Raw genomic sequence first — 20,002 nt, 5'->3', positions numbered from 1 at the left:
TTTTTTTATAAACACTAACTATATATAATTTATATTTTGTAGAAACTTATAGAAACAGGTTCTTAGCTTGTCAAATTGTTGACATATTTGTCGCGTGATATATAATATAAAGAAGTCTAGGTCTTTTCCATAATAAATATAGTATGGCCAAGGTTTGGAATAATTTATTATGTCTAGTAAGTCTTTTTTATTTTGTCTAACTAACAAGATTATATTTATAGATTTACTAGAAAAATTTGATTTAATAAATATCCAAGAATAAAAGAAGGAAATAGGATTTGTAACTTGATAAAAAGGTATCAGCAAGGATAATAAAAGGATTATATGTAATAACATAGTAAGATTCGGTATAGAAGCGTAGTAAGAATTTGTATTAAAAAATTTATCAGGGAGAGTGGAAGAAATGAAAGGCAATAGAGGGATAGGTTCTAAGTTATATATGTTAATTGCTTTTGTCACAATATTTATACTGGCAATTAGTAGTTTTTCATGGATTAACTTTAAGAAATTTAATTTAAAGCAGGAAGAGAATTTGCATACAATAGCTGAATATATAAATATAGTTGATGAGGCAAGGCAAGCTCAAGTGGATTTCAAAAAGCAGGTTCAAGAATGGAAAGATACATTGCTAAGAGGTAATGATTCAGAATCTTTTAAAAAATATCATTCTCAGTTTTCACAGGAATATGAAAAGGTTCAGGGACAATTATTAAAACTTAAAGCAGATATGAACAAGCATGGAATGGATACAGCTTTAGTGGACTCAGTATTAAGCAGTCATAAAGATATGTATGGTAAATATAATAAAGCAATTGAAAGCTATGATTCTAATAATATAGAAAGTTATCATATAGTGGATGGATTAGTCAAAGGAATAGATAGAAAAACAACTGACGACATGGATTCGCTAGTTAAACAAATACAAGATAGTGCAAGTACAGAATCTGCAAATGTAATAAAACAATCGAATATTGATGCAGAAAATTTTCAAAAGAATTTAATTTTAGGTGTAGCAATTGGAATAATATTAGTAGTTTTATTTACTATAATTATTATACGCACTTATAAAGGTATTACAAAATTTATTGATCAATTTAAAAACTTGTTGGAGCGGGCAGAAAATGGAGATTTAACTATTAAAGGTGAAATATATAAAAGAGATGAATTAGGTGAGCTTACTGAAAGGTTCAATAAGTTTATTGATGCTATTAGAGAGTTAATTAGTGAAGCTAAAATTACCAGTGAAACCGTAGCTTTTTCATCAAATGAAATAAATAAAAATTCAGATGAGATTAGTAAAACAGCGGAGGAAGTTGCTGCAAGCATTTCTAGCATAGCAGAAAACTCATCAAAGCAAGTAGAACTAGCAGAGAAGAGTAGTAATTCAGTTAGAGATGTTGTAAGTGGTTTAGGCAGCATTACAGAAAATACTGTTTATATAAATGAGCTTGCAAGTAAAGCAATGGAAACTGTAAATAATGGAATTATAAATCTTAAGAAACAAAGTGATAGGATGACTAATACCCAAAATACATCAAAAGTTGTAACTAATATAATTGGTGATTTATCTACAAAGTCTATTGAGATTGGAAAGGTTATTGAATTCATAAATGGGATTACTGAACAGATAAACCTATTAGCTTTAAATGCATCAATCGAGGCGGCAAGAGCAGGGGAAGCTGGTAGAGGCTTTACTGTAGTAGCTAATGAAGTTAAAAACTTAGCAGAGCTGTCTAAAAATTCTACAGAAAAAATTAATGGTTTAATATTATCAGTACAAGACGATATTAAAAAGGCTGTAGTTGAAGTAAATAATACAAATACATCAATAGATGATCAGGTAAATTCACTTAAACTAACAGATGAGTCCTTTGATCTTATACAAAATTCAGTTTCAGAAGTAACTAATAAGATAAAAGCTGTTTCCATTGAAACAGAAATGATTAATGAAAATGCAATATCAGTAGAAAAATCTATAAAGAATATTGTTAATATAATAGAACAAAATGCATCAGCTACTGAGGAAGTTTCTTCTTCGACGGAAGAATATACAGCGTGTATTCAAGAAGTAGCATCTTCAATTAATGAGTTGTCAGAGCATTCTAGTAATCTGCAGAAAGCAATTAATAAATTTAGTGTATAGATATATAAATTAAATATTCATTTCAAATGATGCTATGGCAGGAGCAGCATTTGAAGCATTATAAGCATGAGGATTAGCTGCGAGACTATGGCTAACATCTAAAAATTTAGGAGATATTTTAAGAAATAAGAGGAAGATCTGTACTTCCTCTATTTTATTTGAAAGAACTTACAATAAATTTAATGAAATATTAGTAAAATATATAAAAATTTCTAAGAGGAATATAATGTTGTATAGATTTGTGTCATATTATGCTACAATATTGATTGTAAATGGTATCAAAATATCCCTTTACACAAGTATCCTCATAACTCTATTATATACACGTATACAGCCATCGAGTTTGGCTGTATTTTTTTATTTAGGAAATTATAATGATGAACTGAGTCTATAAATAATTATTAAAAAAGGAAAACTTATAGTTTAAGAAGTGGATTTAAATAAAAAATTATAAGTAGTTTAATAAGATAAGTATTACTTAATAGTACTTTAAAACTTTAGTATATATATTGAGTATTGATAAGTAAAATGATATACTTACCTAAGTAACTATTACCTAGGTAAGTAATTGGAGGTGGAAAAATGATTTTATATGGTCATAATATAAATCAATTAGCAAGAAGCTTTAACAAGAAATTAAATGAGAGAATTTCTTCACTTGGTCTATACACGTCTCAGTGGGGAATTGTATTATATTTACATAAAAAAAAGGAATGTACACAAGTTGAATTATGTAAATACCTTGGTGTAGAAGCACCAACTATTACAAGGACTTTAGCGAGACTGGAAGAGATGGGGCTGATAATTAGAACAGAGGGAAAAGACAAGCGTGAAAGACATATAAAATTAACCGAAAAAGCTTGTGAAATGTTCCCTGAGTGGCAACAGGCAGCTGAAAGCGTGGAAGTGGAGGCAGTAAATAATATTAGTGAAGAGGAACTAGAAAATTTTAATAAAACATTAAAAAAAATGATGATGAATTTGGATTAAAATAAGATGCAGCAAAAGGAAGAAATCATATGTATAAAAGTATAATAAAACAAGCATTTAAATTTAATAAAAATCCTTTCCCATGGAACAAAGCAATAGGTGCAGCTTTATGTGGAGGATTTCCTCTAATTATTGGTCTTTTATTAAATCAATTGCGTTTTGGATTGTTAGGTGCAATAGGTGGATTTACTTACCTGTATGTTTTTAATGAACCATATGCGGAGCGTGTAAAAAAGATATTTTTCATTGGTATTGGTATTACTCTTTCAGTTGGACTCGGAACTTTAGTTGCACCTTATCCAGTGCTTACAATATTAATAGTTGGTTTAATAGGGACAATTACAACCTTTATATTTGGAATACTTAAGATACCTGGACCAGCAGCAGTATTTTTTGTATTAAGTTTTACGATGACAACTGGAATTAAACTTGATCAATCAGAAACACCTATATTTATTGGTGTCGTATTTGCAAGTAGTATGTTTTCATGGATAATTAGCATGATAGGGTATTTTTTTAATCCTCACGATCCTGAATTAAAAAAAATTAAAGGGTTGTATTTAGCTTTGGCAGAATTCGCAGAAGCAGTTGGAAGTAAAGATATTAGTAATATAAGAAATATCACTGTTAATGCTTTAAAGGAATCTGAAGATATTCTCACAATAGGATACATGCCGTGGAAAGTTTCTTTTTTATTTAATCGCCTAGTTCTTTTAAACAAGCATGCAAACAAAATATTTTTTGAGTTGCTTGAGCTGGATTCTAATAGCAAAAATAAGCTGCCTAAAGAACTTGTTGATATGATAAGACAATTACCAGAGGGGATTAATTTAAAGGATGAAGAAACAATTAACATAGAAAGGTCAAATGAAGTGGTGGATGAAAAATATCATAAGCTATTAGAAATAATTTATGATGTTGAAGCTATAATGAATTTACCACTAGAATATATTGGACGAGGAGTTGAGATTTCTAAACCACATGTGGTTACAAAGTTTATAAAAGCTTTGAACAAAGACTCTATAGTGTTTGTTAATTCAGTTAGATATGGAATAGTACTTTCAATTTCAGCAGTAATAGCATTTAATTTTTCATTTACAAGGCCTTATTGGATTACTTTATCCTGTGCGGCAGTTATGTGTGGAGCAACTATAATGGCAACTTTTCATAGGGCAATTCAGCGTTCAATTGGGACAATAATTGGTGTAGTGCTAGCTATAATTATTTTAAGTTTTAAACCAGAAGGCTTTATGATAGTTTTAATTAACATATGTTTAACAGCATTAATAGAACTTGCTATTGTTAAGAATTATGCACTAGCAGCAGTATTTATTACACCAAATTCCATACTTATAGCAGAAAATGCTACTCAAATCCATAATGTAGGGTATTTTGCAACAGCCCGTATTACAGATATAGTTATTGGATCTGTAATTGCATTAATTGGAACTTATATTTTTGGACGTAAATCAGCATCTAGCAGACTGACAGGTTTAATGGCTAAATTGTTACGCAGCCATGCTAAAATATTAATTTTTTTAGCATCCAATAATAGTGAAAGAAATACAGTCACTATAAGAGAAAAGATGGAAATAGATTTTATGAATTTTAAAACGGCTTATAATACGGCATTAGGGGAGATTCCTAATAATCAAGAAATGCTTGAAACAATGTGGCCAGTATTTTATTCACTGGAACATCTTAGTTACTTACTTACCCAGTATTGTATTGAAAAAGGTCATTTGAATTTATCAGATGAAGAATTGGCGCAACTTATACTTATTTATGAAACAATAGCAAATGATATTGAACAAAAAAATCAAATACAACCTAGAAAAATTTCGATTATAAATGAGATATCTGAACTTTGTGAAGAAATTAATATACTTCAAGAAGCGTTTAGCATAAAGAGCTTAGCGTGTTAGAGTAAATTAGTTGAATATAATTTAGGCTGAATTAATAATTTGAATAGTTTAGACCATTACAATTTTGTAGTGGTCTAAAATTTATTAAAAGTATAAACCGGATACAATTTCAATTCAATAATAAGTAGAGATTAGTAACAAATACCTAACAAGATAAATATAATATTCTGAAAAAAAATATAATGAGGGAAGTTATGGAGAATATAAGTAGTGGAAGTACAACACCAAATACGAGTGGTAATAACATAGCAGGAACTGGCGGCACTACAGTAGGTACAGGAATGAGTACCACAACAAATACTGGAGCTACTACACAAGGTACAGGGATAAATGGTACACAAGGAACAGGAGGAACTACGACAGGTACAGGTATGAATAATACAACTGCAGGAACAGGAGGAATTACAACAGGTACAGGTGTGAGTACCACAACAGGAACTGGAGGAACTACAACAGGTACAGCTGTAAATGGGACTCAAGGAACAGGGGGAACTCAAGCAGGTACAGGCATAAATATAAATATTACAACAAGCCCAGGAGCCATAACAACAAGAGCAGGTGCACTTAAGGTTCAATGCTTTAGAGGGGATGATTACATTCCAATCGACAGAGCTAGAATAACTGTTAGAGGAACAGCTGAATCAGGAAATATAGGAACCGTAGAACTTATTACTAATTCAGTAGGATTGACTGATGTAATAGAATTACCGGCTCCACCATTAGAATATTCTTTAAATCCAAATAGCAATCAAACACCTTATAGCGAATATGATATAACAGTTGAAAGGGATGGATTTGAAGCAATAGTAATAAGAGGATGCCAAGTATTTCCTACTCAAATTGCATATCAAATATGTAATTTAGAGACTAATTTAGGAAGAGGCCCAATGAGGCAGGAAATTATAAATGTACAGCCAAATACTTTAAATGGAGATTATCCTCCTAAGATTCCAGAAGATCCTGAAAAACCATTGCCTCCACCAACTTCAGGCGTTGTATTGCCACAGCCTGTGGTTCCAGAATTTATTATAGTTCATCAAGGAGTCCCCAATGATGCATCAGCGCCAAATTATAAAGTGCCATTTAAGGAATACATTAAAAATGTTGCTTCCTGTGAAATATATTCCACTTGGACAGGGTCAGCCATAAGAGCAAATATCTTTTGCATCATATCTTTTACCTTAAATAGAATTTTTACTGAATGGTATAGAGGTAAAGGCAAAAATTTTGATATTACAAGTTCTACAGCCTACGACCATGCATTTAATTATGGTAGAAATATTTATGATAACATAAGTGAAATCGTAGATGAGATTTTCTCCACATATGTAAGAAGAATTGGAAGGAAGCAGCCACTTTTAACACAATACTGTGATGGAAAGAGGGTTAGTTGTCCTGATTGGTTAAGTCAATGGGGAAGTCAAGCATTGGGAACACAAGGAAAGGTGCCATATGAGATATTAAGAAATTATTATGGCAATGATATTGAATTAGTTACAGCTGAAAAAGTTACTGGAAGTCCAAGGTCATATCCAGGCTATGATTTAACAATTGGAGCTTCTGGACCTCCAGTAAGGACAATACAAGGTCAATTAAATAGAATAGCAAGAAACTATCCATTGATTCCGAAGCTTGTTGAAGATGGAAGATATGGACCAAAGACTGCACAGTCAGTAAAAACATTCCAACAAATATTCACATTGCCTCAAACAGGAGTAGTAGATTATGCGACATGGTATAAAATATCAGATGTTTATGTTGGAGTAACAAGGATAGCAGAGCTTAACACAACTGAATCAAGCAGGGGATTTAAAGGATATGAATTTATACCTCCAGTCATACCTGGATTTGAAGATGAAAGGGATATTCCAAGATTTTATTATTAGTTAGATTTTAAAAATAGTAGAACAGTTTTAACTGAACTGATATTTTTATTGCACGAGGAAATTATGATAAAATCACTCACCACAATTTTGTGGTGAGTGATTTTTTATGCTTTTATCTGCTTATGCTTGAATTATTTTACAACATAATTATAGTAAGGATGAGGGATAGTATATATAGACAAAACACATATATGCATAAGTTGCATGCCATATAGCAGGGGGAGCCGCTAGCTATCTTGCGGTAAATTTTGCAGAGGACTAGATTTTTGGGCCGCACATTTGGCTGAAGGTTGAGTGCATTACACTATACATCTTGGAGGAATACTTATGAGTAAAGTAAAAAAAATAATTAAAAGCATAACTATTTTAATTATATTAGTTATATTATTTGGATGTGGAGACGTAAGATTAAAAAGTTCGACTGTAATAGATGAGAATGAGTCTGGTTCAGTAAAATTACAAATAGTATATGATGAGTTTATAGCTTCAAAATTAAACAAATATATATTCGATCTTGATTGGGCTGAAGAAAGCGGTTATGAATTTAATAGATATGTTATTGGTGATATGAATGTAGAAGAAATAGTATATAAATTCAATAACATTAATGAATTAGAAGAGAAGATAAACTCCAGCGGATTAGCAACGATGACACATTCAAAAGATTCACAAATGAGAGAAAAAATATACACAATTGAATTGAAGTTTAATAGAACAGCTATAGATAACTTAATTATGAATAATATTAATAACGATGAAAATTTATATAGTTATATTTGTAACATAAGATTAAATAATGAGGTGAAGGTGCCAGGAATCATAATAAAATCAAACCCATCTGTAAATATAAATAAGAATACAAATGAGTGGATATATAAATTAAGCCAAATAGATAATAATACATATATTTCTTTATCCTATAAGTAAAGACTTAATACTAAAATCATTAAGTTTTAATTAGCTGTGTTATATTAAGAATTCAATAAGTTGTAAAAGTCAAAGGGAAAGTATTAGGCATGTCAAATGTAGAATTATCAAGTGATTTTACTATAAAGAAATATAAATAAAAAAGGTGGATATAGATATATGAGTACAAGTAGATTTGCTGGAATATTTACAATAGGGGATGTACATTGTATAAATATTGATTGATTTTTTTTATCAATAATGGTATGGTTATGGATATAAATGTATTTTAGAAAAATTGCATAATAAAATATAGGTTTGATTAAAGTTATATTAATTTAAATTTATGAAGTAATTTTAATTAATTAAAAGGGAATTAGGTGAAATTCCTAAACTATCCCGTAGCTGTATTAGAGGAGCTTAAGTACATTATGTCACTTTTAATTAGGGAAGACGTACTTAAATTATGATTCTTAAGTCAGAAGACCTGCCTATATTTTGCACCATTAACTCTACGAGTGATAGGGGGGGCATTATTGATAAATATTTATTTACCGATTTTATACGAGTGAGTATGCTTTATTATTATGTCTTTTTAACACCTTAGTTAGAAAGGCTTTTTTATTTTGTAGAAAGAGTATATAAAAATTCAAGGGAGATGTGATATGGAGAAGGTTGTTAATAAGCATAAAATAAGACATAAACATGGGGAAGGATATTCAATTGATTTTTATGCTTATGCTTCAAAAATTAGACATTGGAATGCTTCATTTAAAGTATACCTATCAGTTTTGACATTGATTCTTTGTATTGCATTGGACAATCCGTATGTATCCGTTGGTGTTATAATTGCAATGGCATATATAACAGTTGTCAAAGGAGAGATTCCATTAAATGAATATTTGTCAATACTCTCAATTCCTATTACTTTTATTTTGCTCAGTACTTTTACTATCGCTATTGATTTCTCAAAACAGGCAGTAGGAGAGTATAACTTATATATTGGGTTTTGTTATGTTTTTACTTCAACTGTTCAGATTAAGAAAATGACATTTTTAATTTTGAAAATTTTTGCAGCTACTAGTGCTCTGCAAATGATGACATTATCAACCCCATCTTCTGAGATTATTTATGTGTTAAGAAAAGCATATGTACCAAAGATTATTGTAGAATTAATGAGTCTTATTTATCGATATATATTTATCTTAATGGATGTATCTACTAAAATGAAAAATTCTGCAAAATCACGTCAAGGTTACTGCGATTTTAAAACATCTTGTTATACATTTGGAAGTATCGCAAGTAATATGCTTATTGTTTCGCTTAAGAAAGCAAATGCTTATTATGATGCAATGGAAGCTAGATGCTATGATGGAGAACTTGTATTTTTGGAGGAAGATAAAAATATAGAAGTGAAACATATTGTTATCGCATCAGTATTCATAATTTTTTTGATTTTGCTTTGGAGCCTTACAAAATAGAAAGGAACGATTATGAGGAAATTAATATTAAAAATTGAAGATCTTCATTATGCCTACGGGAATGGAAAGTCTGCATTAGACGGAGTAAGCGTAGACATTTATGAAGGTGAGAAAATTGCGGTCATTGGTTCCAATGGTTCTGGGAAATCTACATTTTTTTTAAATGTAGATGGTGTACTTACACCAGAACAAGGAAAAATTTTTTATCGAGATATGATTATTAATAGAAAGAATTTGAAGGAACTTAGAAAAAACATTGGAATAGTATTTCAGGATGCTGACAATCAAATTATTGCATCTACAGTTAGGGCAGAAGTTGGATTTGGGCCTATGAATTTAAAGCTTCCTAAAGAAGAAATATTGAGACGCGTTGATGAAGCACTGGAATATATGAATATTTCTCATTTAAAGGACCGCCCACCGCATTATTTGAGTGGTGGTGAAAAGAAACGTGTTAGTATTGCGGATATTATTGCTATGAAATCAGAAATTATTATTTTTGATGAACCAACAGCAGCGCTTGACCCTTTAAATGCAATGATGTTGGAAGATGTTCTATTAAAGCTTGGAGCTGAGGGGAAAACAATGTTGATTTCTACACATGATGTAGATTTTACATATAGATGGGCTGAAAGAGTGCTTGTGTTCTGTGAAGGAAAAATCATTGCAGATGGATCGCCTTTGGAAATTTTTAAAAACAAAGAAATTCTAAAAAAGGCAAATTTGAAACGGCCAACATTGCTGGAGGTATATGAATCTCTAGTAGAAAAGCAGATTTTGAAAGATACAAAGGCTTATCCTAAGAGTATACAGGAATTTAAGGGAATGCTTGTGAAATAGGAATTATATACATATATATAAAAGCGTTTAGAGGGGGAGAAAAATGAATAAAAAAGAAAAGAGAGTTGTCGCTCTAGCGGCAGTATTTGCTTTAGTGTTTGGAGTAGCTCCAGCGGCCAATGCGATGCACATAATGGAAGGGTATCTTCCACCACAATTTTGCATTATATGGGGAGTTATATGCATTCCATTCATAGTTGCAGGTTATTTATCAATTAAGAAAACATTGTCTAAGCAACGTAGATCAATTACCATTTTGGCTATGGCGGGAGCATTTGTTTTTGTACTTTCATCGTTAAAGATCCCATCAGTAACAGGAAGCTGTTCACATATGACTGGTACTGGACTTGGTGCAATATTGTTCGGACCAAGCGCAGTTAGTATTTTGGGAATTATTGTACTTATTTTCCAAGCAATATTGCTTGCTCATGGTGGGCTAACAACTCTTGGTGCCAACACATTTTCTATGGCTATTGCAGGCCCGTTTGTTTCATATGGAATATATAAATTATGTAAGATGTTAAAAATCAATAAATATATATGTATTTTCTTGGCAGCATCAATTGGTGATTTATTTACTTATTGTATAACAAGTTTTCAGCTTGCACTTGCATATCCGTCTGGAAACGGTGGTATTATGGTATCTGTAGGTAAATTTCTTGCAGTATTTGCACCAACGCAGGTTCCACTAGCAATTATCGAGGGAATTTTGACAGTTGTTATTATCATTGGCCTTGAAACATATGCGAAATCAGAATTGAAAGATCTTGGATTAGCGAATGGAGGCGAATATTGATGTCAAAGACTAAAAAAATAGTTATAAGCCTATTAATTATCGCTGTACTGATTGCTGTTATACCATTATTCACATTAAAAGGTGCTGAATTTGGTGGATCTGATGATGCAGGAAGCAAAGTTGTCTCTGAAATTACAGGTACTGAGTATAAGCCTTGGTTTAAACCAGTTATGGAAACTTGGATCGGTGGAGAATTGCCAGGCGAAGTAGAGAGCTTACTTTTCTGTGTACAGACGGGGATTGGAGTCGGTGTTATTGCATTCTTTATGGGAAGGTTTGTAGAAAGAAGTAAAATAGAGAAAGAAAAGAATAAAATCCAATAATAGTAAATAGATCAATTAAAGAAGTCAGTTTTGTAATATGAAATATAGTAGAGATTGTTGACAAGCTTTGAATTTGATATTAATATAGTAGATAATAATATTAAAAAGGATAATTAAAACTACATTGGTAGAGGGAGTAACTGCCTGTTAATTATACAGGATTCAAAGTCGTCATTACGGAGAAATCCCGGCTTTGAAAACAAAAAATGTTTGGTGAGACTCTATAGTTAGAACGTGTTCTAACTATAGAGTCTTTTTGTTGTAATTAATTTTAAACCAAAGAAAAAATTACTAAAATGTAGGGGTGAATATTATGGAAATTATAAATTCTTTAACAAATCAGATTATGTACATAATTAGTGAAATAGGATATATAGCAGTGGTGATAATTACTGCTATGGAATATGCTTGTTTTCCTGCGATGCCAAGTGAGGTTATATTACCTGCTATTGGAATACTAGCTGCAAAATACAATAAAAAAACATTTATTTTATTTTCAGTTATGGGGATAATAATTTGGAATGCAATACTTGTTTCATTGGGATATTTTATAGGCCATAATTGGAGCTACATTCATTTAATAATGAAACAATATAGTATTTTTGCTGCCATTATAATTTTTATTATTATACTTTTGTTAATATATAGGAAATTAGTAAGTAGAAAGCAAAACAATAAGAGTAAAAATCTTATATAAGCAAAATGTGAGATCTTTGTAGTCATTTTTTAAGGAGGCACGGTTTATGAAGGAATTTTATAAAAAGTCACCGGAAGAGTCACTGGAGGTACTAGGTGTTACTAGTAAGGGCTTAAATGAAGAAGAAATCAAAAAAAGACGAGAGCAGCATGGTTTTAATGAACTAGAAGAAGCAGCTAGGAAAAGTCCGTTGCAGGTTTTTTTGGAGCAGTTTAAAGATTTTTTAGTAATTATATTATTAGGTGCAGCAATTATTTCAGCTTTTCTTGGAAAGCTTGAAAGTACTATTGTTATATTGGTTGTTGTTATTATTAATGCAATACTTGGTACAGTACAACATCTTAAAGCAGAACAGTCATTAAAAAGTCTTAAGGCTCTTTCATCACCTACAGCCAAGGTTTTAAGAAATGGTCAAAAGCTTGAGATTCCTTCTAGAGAACTTTTGGCAGGAGATATTTTATACCTTGATGCTGGAGATTATGTTAGTGCAGATGGTAGAATTCTTGAAAGTTTTAGTCTTCAAGTAAATGAAAGTTCTTTAACTGGTGAATCAGAAAGTGTATTGAAGTTTGTTGAGGTAATAGATAAAGATGACGTAGCTATTGGTGACAGAAAAAATATGGTGTTTTCAGGAAGCTTTGTAACTTATGGAAGAGGAGTTATTTTAGTTACAGATATAGGAATGAATACTGAAATTGGTAAAATAGCAAACTTGTTGGAGAGTGCAAAGGAAAAGAAAACACCGCTTCAGGTTAGTTTGGATAACTTTGGGAAAAAACTTGCTGTTGTTATATTAATTATTTCAGCTATTATTTTTGGTTTAGATATATTTAGGGGACGTAATATTGTAGATTCCTTTATGTTTGCAGTATCTTTAGCAGTGGCAGCTATTCCAGAAGCTTTAAGTTCAATTGTAACCATTGTTCTTGCTTTTGGAACTCAAAAGATGGCTAAGAAAAATGCTATTGTAAGAAAACTCCATGCTGTCGAGAGTCTTGGAAGTATTTCAGTTATATGTTCAGATAAAACAGGAACCTTAACACAAAATAAAATGACAGTACAGAAAGTTTTTGTTGATAATAAGGTACTTGAGCATGATAGTTTGGATCAGCATAAGGTTTTAGAGAAAGGGTTAGTTTTAATGGCATTATTATGTAATGATGCTGTCACTGTTGAAAACAAAGAAATTGGAGATCCAACTGAAGTTGCTTTAGTTAATATGGGTGAAATATATGAATTAGATGAATTAATTATAAGAGAACAATATCCAAGACTAGGAGAAGTACCTTTTGACTCTGATAGGAAACTAATGAGTACTGCTCACAAATTTAAAAATAAATATACAATGGTAACTAAGGGTGCATTGGATGTACTTTTAGCAAGAGCAACCAAGATTGAAACTTCAGAAGGAATAAAGGATTTCACGGAAGAGCATAAAAAAGAAATTGAAAAAGTAAATAGAGAATTTTCAATGGGTGGGCTTAGAGTTTTATCATTTGCTTACAAGGAGATTTCGGAGGGAAAAGAGATTACCCTTGAAGATGAGCATAATTTAATATTTGTTGGTCTTATAGCAATGATGGATCCACCGAGAAATGAATCGGCAGAGGCTGTAAAACTATGTATTGAAGCAGGTATAAAGCCAGTAATGATAACTGGTGATCATAAAATTACTGCATCTGCTATAGCTAAGCAAATAGGAATTCTTAAAGATGAATCAGAAGCTATGGAAGGCTTTGAATTGGAAAAAATCAGTGATGAAGAATTAAAAAATAGAGTAGAGAAAGTTTCAGTTTATGCTAGAGTATCCCCAGAGCATAAAATCAGAATAGTAAGAGCTTGGCAGGAAAAAGGAAATATCGTTGCAATGACTGGAGATGGTGTAAATGATGCACCAGCTTTAAAACAAGCAGATATAGGAATTGCAATGGGAATAACAGGTACAGAAGTTGCTAAAGATGCTGCTTCTATGGTACTTGCCGATGATAATTTCTCAACTATAGTTAAAGCCATATCAAATGGCAGGAGTATATATGCCAATATTAAGAATTCAATTAAATTCCTTCTATCAGGTAATACAGCAGGAATATTATCAGTGGTATATGCATCAATAGGTGCACTGCCAATTCCTTTTGCAGCAGTTCATCTTTTGTTTATAAATTTGGTTACAGATAGCTTGCCAGCAATAGCAATCGGGCTTGAGCCTCATAATGAAAATATAATGAAAGAGAAGCCAAGGAGCATAAATGTTCCTATTCTTAATAAATCTTTTGCAATTGAAGTTATAATGGAAGGGCTCCTTATTGCAGTAGTTACCATGGCAGCATTTCATATAGGCTTATATACAGGTGGTGCTTATGTTGCAAGTACAATGGCTTTTGCAACTCTTTGTTTATCAAGGCTACTCCATGGATTTAATTGCAGGTCTAAAGAATCAGTCTTTAGAATAGGCTTATTTACAAATAGATCTATATGGTTTGCAGTAATAATTGGTTTTTTACTGTTACTACTAGTTCTAACTTTTAAACCATTAAGGGGTGTTTTTGAAGTTGCTCCATTAAGTTCAGATCAAATTAGTTATATTTATGGATTATCAGTTATTCCACTTATATTGGTTCAAATTTATAAATTATTATTTGTTAAGGTTCAAAAATAGGAAAAATGTAAATAATTACGATACTATGATTTCTAGGATATTGCTATTCAAAGTCAAATATTAAATGAAAGTAGAAAAGAACGGACAATATCCCGCCGTTCTTTTTATTATTGAATGAATTGTGATCTTACTATTTTTCTACAGAATAAAAGCATCTTTTTGGGGATATTATTTTTGAATCATTCTTTAACTGCTTTATTACCTTTTCTAAATCTTTTTTATCAACACCGAGTGCTTCGGCGATTTCACCAGGTCTCATAGGTTCTGACTTAGTAAGCAGTTCTATTACCTTTTCTGTTAATTCCATTTTAACTCTATCCTTTCAGTTAATTTGGGAAAATGCATTTCTTAGGGCAAGCAAGTTGACAGGCGCCGCAATCAACGCAAGCTGATTCATTAATAACTCTTTTTCTGTCATCTTCTTGTGTTATGCAACCAATAATACATACCCTTTGGCAAGTCCCACAACCTACGCAGTCTGACTTATTAATTTTTCTAGCCATGATTTTCTCCTTGAATTCTAAAAATTATAATGTTTGCTTACAAGAGTTAACTGTAATTTCTAATACTCGTGTTAGGAATGAGTATTTTTCTTTCATATGTTCGAAGTGTTTTCCTTCCCTTAAAAATTTAGCAGTTCCTTCAAGTGAAAATCCAGTTCCCATATAGGCATGCCCCATAACTTCTTTACTACCAAGTGTTAATTTAACATTAGGATTAACATTGATATTTTCTTCTGTTTTAATCATAGCAGCAGCAGGGATTAGAATTTTATTGTCCTCAACAATAACTAAATAACTATTCCATGTATTTACAACATGAGCCTCATTATTAGCACAAGTTACAATAGAAACAACACCTTCATGATTTAGTACCTCTAAAAACTTTTCTGTAAACATTTTATAATCCTCCTCATATTATCGACAAAATTAATCGTGGATACATAGTATCTATGATTATAATATTATGTTTTTAGTAAACTGTCAATAGAATATTTTTTGAAGAATTGTATGTATTTCATATAAAATTAATATCTTGAATGGAAATAGATAATCAGATATTATTAAGAAAAGACTAAGAGAGACTAAAAGGAGTAGAAGACGAATGAAATTTTCAGTTGGAGTAGAATATGCACTTCATTGTTTATTATATATGGTAAATTTAGAAGAAGGTAAATCTGTAGGAATAAGGGATTTAGCTACATTTCAAGGTATCTCAGAGACTTATTTATCAAAGGTGTATGCAAAATTAAGTAAGTCAGGAATCATAAAATCTATACCAGGGGTAAAAGGCGGATACGCGCTAGCTCGTAGTGCTGAAGATATAACATTTTGGGATGTTGTAGAAGCAATAGAAGGAAGTGAATCATTTTTCCAATGCGCAGAAATTAGGCAAAATAACATATTATTAGATAAAGAGAATTTACCAGATACACATACAAAGTGCCCTTGCTTAATTAAAGTAGTAATGTTAGAAGCAGAAAATGAAATGAAAAAATACCTAAGTAAAAAAACATTGGCGTGGTTATATGATGATGTTTATAATAAAAAACTTCCAAAAGAGGTGAAAGAATCAACAATTGAATGGTTTAATAATAGCAGAAAGTAATAAATTAGATGAAATCGAGAAATTTAGATGGCATTCAATAAAGTCTTAAGTCAGGGTTGTTACGGAGAATTATATCATTTATAAAGGATAATAAGTAAATTTAAGCAAAAGAAAATATACAACACTTATCTTTGTAGAGGCATTTTTAAGCATTATTAAATAGATATTTCATATTGTATGTTAATAGAAACATTTACATAAGAATACCAATTTAGTATAATTACGGTATGAAAGATAAATGGGGGCTTTACTAATGACTCAAAAGTGGTATGAAAAAAACTTGATAATTATTTTATTTCTAATTTTATTTTTCCCAATAGGATTATTACTTATGTGGAAATACAGCAAGTGGGATGTAGCTATAAAGATTGTAATATTAATATTTTTTGGATTATTCGTGATAATAAATTTAGCAAGTAATATAGGTAATAATATTAAAGCTATGCAAAGTAAAAGAAATTATACTAGTGAACAGCAAGAATTATATGAGAATATACAGGAAGAACTTAATAAGAAAACAGAAAATGATGGTAAGGATGTAAAGAAAGCAGAAATAAAAAATTATGAATCCATAGTGGATGATAAATTAAAATTAAAAGCAACACCAAATACAATTGAAGCAGTTGACGAAATTATATCAATATCGAAGAAAGATGCTCAAAGAGTTTCAGATTCAGAAGTTAAAGAAGCGATAATGTTTATAAATAATAATTATAATAATTATTGGAGCGATAATAATACAATGAGAAAAGCTATGTATTATGGAGCATTGCTTGAAAACTCAAATAGTGGTGAACATATGAAGGAATTAGGAAAGGATACAGTTCAAGCTGTTAAATATGTATATATAAATGTTGAAAAAATAGGTGATAAATCGACTCAAGCAAATTTAGTTCGAATTAAAAAATCATTAGATTTGATTCCAGATTTATATAAGAAATAAAATAAGTTTTAAGTTAAGAACTGTTGGTTTGATATGCTCCCTTCTAGGTAGACAGTTGAAATAATAAAACTGTTTTACTTAGAAGGGAGTAATTTTATGTCTAGAAATATCTTACCTAAAGAAAAACTTCAGGCAGTAAAAGAACATTTAGATGGAAAAGGTAGCTATGATTCTATTGCAAAGAAATATGGGGTGACCAGCGCACCTTTTAGAAAGTGGATTGCTAAATATCGGACTTTCGGAGAAAGCGCATTTATCCGAACTGGACATAATGCATGCTATAGCTCAGCCTTTAAACATAAGGTTGTTAATGCTTATATTTGTGGAGAAGGTTCATTGCAAGAATTAGCCGTAAAATACAAAATTCCATCAAATGATACTATATCTAAATGGGTTTTGAAGTATAATGGTCATGAGAAGCTGAAAGCTTATGGAGCAGGAGGGAAAACGATCATGATCAAAGGAAGAAAAACCACATTTGAAGAACGAGTTGAAATTGTACAATACTGCATTGCACATGAACATAATTATAAAGAAACATCAGAAAAATACCAGATTTCATATCAACAGGCTAGAGGCTATACTGTGAAATATGAAAAGGTTGGAATAGATGGCCTTCAAGACAGGCGCGGGAAGTGTAAACCCGAAGCTGAGATGAATGAATTGGAAAAATTGCGAGCAGAGAACAAGATTTTACGTGCTGAAAAGGAACGAGCTGAAATGGAGGTTTCCTTCTTAAAAAAACTCGAGGAGATAGAAAGGAGGCGGGGCTAAGCCGAGTTCGCCATGAATATATTTATCAGGCAATCAAAGAAGAAAATGCAAAATATAATTATCCTGTGCAAGCCTTATGCAAACTTGGTCGGGTTTCAAGAGCTGGTTACTATAAGTGGCTAAAAAGAGATGTTACCTTGAATGAAAGTGAAAATAGGCTCATTGCTGACAAGATTGAAAAGATTCACGAGAAGAGTCCAGACAAAGGGTATCGACGAATTCGAGATGACCTAGAACGCTATCATGATATCAAAGTGAATGATAAGCGTGTATTGCGTATTTGTCGTAAACTAGATATTCAATCTACCATAAAATATAAGAATAACGGTTGTACTAGACAGGCTAAGAATCCTCAATATATTGCGGAGAACCTTTTAAATCGAGAATTCAGTGCTTCCGCTCCGAATGAAAAATGGCTTACTGATGTAACAGAATTCAAGTATTATGTTCATGGTGAGAAGCGTAAAGTTTACTTAAGTGCTATTTTGGATCTTTATGATCGCCGAATCGTATCTTATGTTATTCGAGATACTAACAATAACTCATTGGTATTTGATACTATAGATGATGCTATTGCGAAAGAACCGAAGGCTCATCCCCTTTTTCATAGTGACAGGGGTTTTCAATATACCAACCGTGTATTTCATCAAAAGCTTACAGATGCAGGAATGACACAAAGTATGTCAAGAGTTGGAAAATGTATTGATAACGGACCGATGGAAGGTTTTTGGGGAATTATCAAGAGAGAGCGATACTACGGAAAACAATTTACAGATAAGATGTCTTTAGTAAAGATGATTGAAGAATATATCGATTATTACAACAATATACGCTTGCAGAGAAATCTTGGTGTATTAACACCGATGGAAAAGCATGAAATATATTTACATGCAGCATAAAAACTGCCAGCAGGTTAGACCCACTGGCAGAAAATTTTTTTATTTTTTTAATTGTCTACTTGACGGGAAGCAGTTCAGTTAGCAGTTCTTTTTAATTTAATTAGATCTATATAATAGCTAGGTAGAATCATACTGGAGAATAAAAATAATTATCTTTGTTTATTTTTGTAACTTTAAAAAGGCGTGAGATTATAGTATTCAAGCAAGTGCTTAAAATTTTGTTATAGGTTTATTTTCGTATGTTATAATAAAAAATAATTAATAAATAATAGTCTAAATATATAGCTTTGGGGGATTAGTTTATATAAAAATGATAAATGCGAAAACTAAATAATGAAGGATGAAACAACGATTTGGGAGTTTTGAAATTCATGTACTTCCTCTGTTTCAATTTATATTGTGTTTACATTGATAATGTATGCTCAAAGAAGGAGGGTGATAGATTTGAATAAAGTTTTAGTTATAGATGATGACAGTTATATTAGAGAGCTTATTTGCACAGTACTGAAAAACGAAGGATTTTCTGTATCTGAAGCTGTAAATGGAAGGGATGCCTTAAAAAAGCTTGGAGAGGAAAAAATAGATCTTTGTGTTCTTGATCTTATGATGCCGCAAATGGACGGTTACGAATTTTGTAAGCAAGTACGCAGATATTATGAAGATATGCCAATTTTGATGCTGACTGCCAAAAGCGAACTTTCCCAAAAAGTAAAGGGGTTTGAACTTGGAGCGGACGATTATTTAACAAAACCATTTGAGATTGATGAGCTGCTTGTTCGAATAAAAGCACTTCTGAGACGCTATAAAGTAGCTACGTCACAGGTCATTAATATTGGTAATTTAGCTATAGATAAAAGTAGTTATTCTGTCATTAACAACAATGAACAATGCGATATACCCATGAAGGAGTTTGAACTTTTATTCATGCTTGGAAGTTATTCTGGTAAAACCCTTTCTCGTGATAGGTTAATTGAAGAGGTTTGGGGGCTTGATTTTGAAGGAAATGAGCGAACTCTTGACGTTCATATAAATCGTCTTAGGGAAAGATTTCCATTTGAGGTTTACAAATTTAAAATTACTACAATTCGTGGACTTGGTTACAGATTGGAGGAAGTGAAGTGAGAGGAAACGAACC

General features: G+C 31.4%; 19 protein-coding genes and 1 riboswitch. Of the genes, 16 read left to right on the top strand and 3 right to left on the bottom strand.

Going from position 1 to position 20,002, the window contains the following annotated elements:
- The first annotated feature begins 403 nt into the window (after positions 1 to 403).
- The 11 genes from D2A34_RS17845 to D2A34_RS17795 all read left to right on the top strand — a co-directional run bounded on the left by D2A34_RS17845 (position 404) and on the right by D2A34_RS17795 (position 14,643).
- Positions 404 to 2,143, top strand: a complete 1,740-nt coding sequence (locus D2A34_RS17845; protein WP_119367463.1) for a methyl-accepting chemotaxis protein — start codon at positions 404 to 406, stop codon at positions 2,141 to 2,143.
- A gap of 582 nt (positions 2,144 to 2,725) precedes the next feature.
- The gene (locus D2A34_RS17840; protein ID WP_079441719.1) at positions 2,726 to 3,133 is read left to right on the top strand and encodes a MarR family winged helix-turn-helix transcriptional regulator; all 408 of its coding nucleotides are present in this window, start codon (positions 2,726 to 2,728) and stop codon (positions 3,131 to 3,133) included.
- Positions 3,134 to 3,162: 29 nt separating this feature from the next.
- Positions 3,163 to 5,058: an FUSC family protein gene (locus D2A34_RS17835; protein WP_119367462.1), complete on the top strand. Its 1,896-nt coding sequence runs from the start codon at positions 3,163 to 3,165 to the stop codon at positions 5,056 to 5,058.
- Positions 5,059 to 5,252: 194 nt separating this feature from the next.
- Complete coding sequence (locus tag D2A34_RS17830) at positions 5,253 to 6,944, top strand: peptidoglycan-binding domain-containing protein (protein ID WP_242966167.1); 1,692 nt, start codon at positions 5,253 to 5,255, stop codon at positions 6,942 to 6,944.
- 327 nt (positions 6,945 to 7,271) lie between these two features.
- Positions 7,272 to 7,871 (top strand): hypothetical protein, encoded by a 600-nt coding sequence (locus tag D2A34_RS17825; RefSeq protein WP_119367461.1) that lies wholly within the window; start codon positions 7,272 to 7,274, stop codon positions 7,869 to 7,871.
- A gap of 322 nt (positions 7,872 to 8,193) precedes the next feature.
- Positions 8,194 to 8,359: riboswitch (cobalamin riboswitch) on the top strand.
- Positions 8,360 to 8,515: 156 nt separating this feature from the next.
- Positions 8,516 to 9,331: a cobalt ECF transporter T component CbiQ gene (gene cbiQ / locus D2A34_RS17820; RefSeq protein WP_079441716.1), complete on the top strand. Its 816-nt coding sequence runs from the start codon at positions 8,516 to 8,518 to the stop codon at positions 9,329 to 9,331.
- Positions 9,332 to 9,343: 12 nt separating this feature from the next.
- The gene (locus D2A34_RS17815) at positions 9,344 to 10,171 is read left to right on the top strand and encodes an energy-coupling factor ABC transporter ATP-binding protein (RefSeq protein ID WP_079441715.1); all 828 of its coding nucleotides are present in this window, start codon (positions 9,344 to 9,346) and stop codon (positions 10,169 to 10,171) included.
- A gap of 43 nt (positions 10,172 to 10,214) precedes the next feature.
- Positions 10,215 to 10,967, top strand: a complete 753-nt coding sequence (locus tag D2A34_RS17810; protein ID WP_079441714.1) for an energy-coupling factor ABC transporter permease — start codon at positions 10,215 to 10,217, stop codon at positions 10,965 to 10,967.
- Positions 10,967 to 11,290 carry an energy-coupling factor ABC transporter substrate-binding protein gene (locus D2A34_RS17805; RefSeq protein WP_079441713.1) on the top strand — a complete coding sequence of 108 codons (324 nt, stop codon included), beginning with the start codon at positions 10,967 to 10,969 and terminating at the stop codon, positions 11,288 to 11,290. The genes D2A34_RS17810 and D2A34_RS17805 overlap by 1 nt, the downstream gene beginning before the upstream one ends.
- Before the next feature lie 313 nt (positions 11,291 to 11,603).
- Positions 11,604 to 11,987 carry a DedA family protein gene (locus D2A34_RS17800; RefSeq protein WP_119367460.1) on the top strand — a complete coding sequence of 128 codons (384 nt, stop codon included), beginning with the start codon at positions 11,604 to 11,606 and terminating at the stop codon, positions 11,985 to 11,987.
- Positions 11,988 to 12,033: 46 nt separating this feature from the next.
- Complete coding sequence (locus tag D2A34_RS17795; RefSeq protein WP_119367459.1) at positions 12,034 to 14,643, top strand: cation-translocating P-type ATPase; 2,610 nt, start codon at positions 12,034 to 12,036, stop codon at positions 14,641 to 14,643.
- Between the two features lie 130 nt (positions 14,644 to 14,773).
- Here D2A34_RS17795 and D2A34_RS17790 read toward each other — a convergent pair whose 3' ends face one another.
- Genes D2A34_RS17790 through D2A34_RS17780 form a run of 3 tightly spaced genes read right to left on the bottom strand, consistent with a single transcriptional unit; the run spans position 14,774 to position 15,542 of the window.
- Positions 14,774 to 14,950 (bottom strand): MarR family transcriptional regulator, encoded by a 177-nt coding sequence (locus D2A34_RS17790; RefSeq protein ID WP_119367458.1) that lies wholly within the window; start codon positions 14,948 to 14,950, stop codon positions 14,774 to 14,776.
- A gap of 19 nt (positions 14,951 to 14,969) precedes the next feature.
- The gene (locus D2A34_RS17785) at positions 14,970 to 15,146 is read right to left on the bottom strand and encodes a 4Fe-4S binding protein (protein WP_079441711.1); all 177 of its coding nucleotides are present in this window, start codon (positions 15,144 to 15,146) and stop codon (positions 14,970 to 14,972) included.
- 24 nt (positions 15,147 to 15,170) lie between these two features.
- Entirely contained in the window at positions 15,171 to 15,542 is a 372-nt protein-coding gene (locus D2A34_RS17780; protein WP_119367457.1) for a pyridoxamine 5'-phosphate oxidase family protein, read from the bottom strand.
- A 205-nt stretch (positions 15,543 to 15,747) separates the two neighbouring features.
- Between D2A34_RS17780 and D2A34_RS17775 the strand changes: the two genes are divergently transcribed.
- From D2A34_RS17775 to D2A34_RS17755, 5 genes are all read left to right on the top strand, one after another.
- Positions 15,748 to 16,251: an Rrf2 family transcriptional regulator gene (locus D2A34_RS17775; RefSeq protein ID WP_079441709.1), complete on the top strand. Its 504-nt coding sequence runs from the start codon at positions 15,748 to 15,750 to the stop codon at positions 16,249 to 16,251.
- A gap of 253 nt (positions 16,252 to 16,504) precedes the next feature.
- On the top strand, positions 16,505 to 17,194 hold the full coding sequence (locus D2A34_RS17770) for a hypothetical protein (protein WP_119367456.1): 690 nt from the start codon (positions 16,505 to 16,507) through the stop codon (positions 17,192 to 17,194).
- A 96-nt stretch (positions 17,195 to 17,290) separates the two neighbouring features.
- Positions 17,291 to 17,968 carry a helix-turn-helix domain-containing protein gene (locus D2A34_RS17765; RefSeq protein WP_119365407.1) on the top strand — a complete coding sequence of 226 codons (678 nt, stop codon included), beginning with the start codon at positions 17,291 to 17,293 and terminating at the stop codon, positions 17,966 to 17,968.
- A gap of 20 nt (positions 17,969 to 17,988) precedes the next feature.
- Positions 17,989 to 18,867 (top strand): IS3 family transposase, encoded by an 879-nt coding sequence (locus tag D2A34_RS17760; RefSeq protein ID WP_119365406.1) that lies wholly within the window; start codon positions 17,989 to 17,991, stop codon positions 18,865 to 18,867.
- A 444-nt stretch (positions 18,868 to 19,311) separates the two neighbouring features.
- Complete coding sequence (locus D2A34_RS17755; protein ID WP_079441127.1) at positions 19,312 to 19,989, top strand: response regulator transcription factor; 678 nt, start codon at positions 19,312 to 19,314, stop codon at positions 19,987 to 19,989.
- Positions 19,990 to 20,002 lie beyond the last annotated feature (13 nt).

Source organism: Clostridium chromiireducens, assembly GCF_003575225.1.
Taxonomy (GTDB): domain Bacteria; phylum Bacillota; class Clostridia; order Clostridiales; family Clostridiaceae; genus Clostridium; species Clostridium chromiireducens.
Note: the sequence above shows the minus strand (reverse complement) of the source record. Positions and strands in the feature narration are given on the sequence as shown.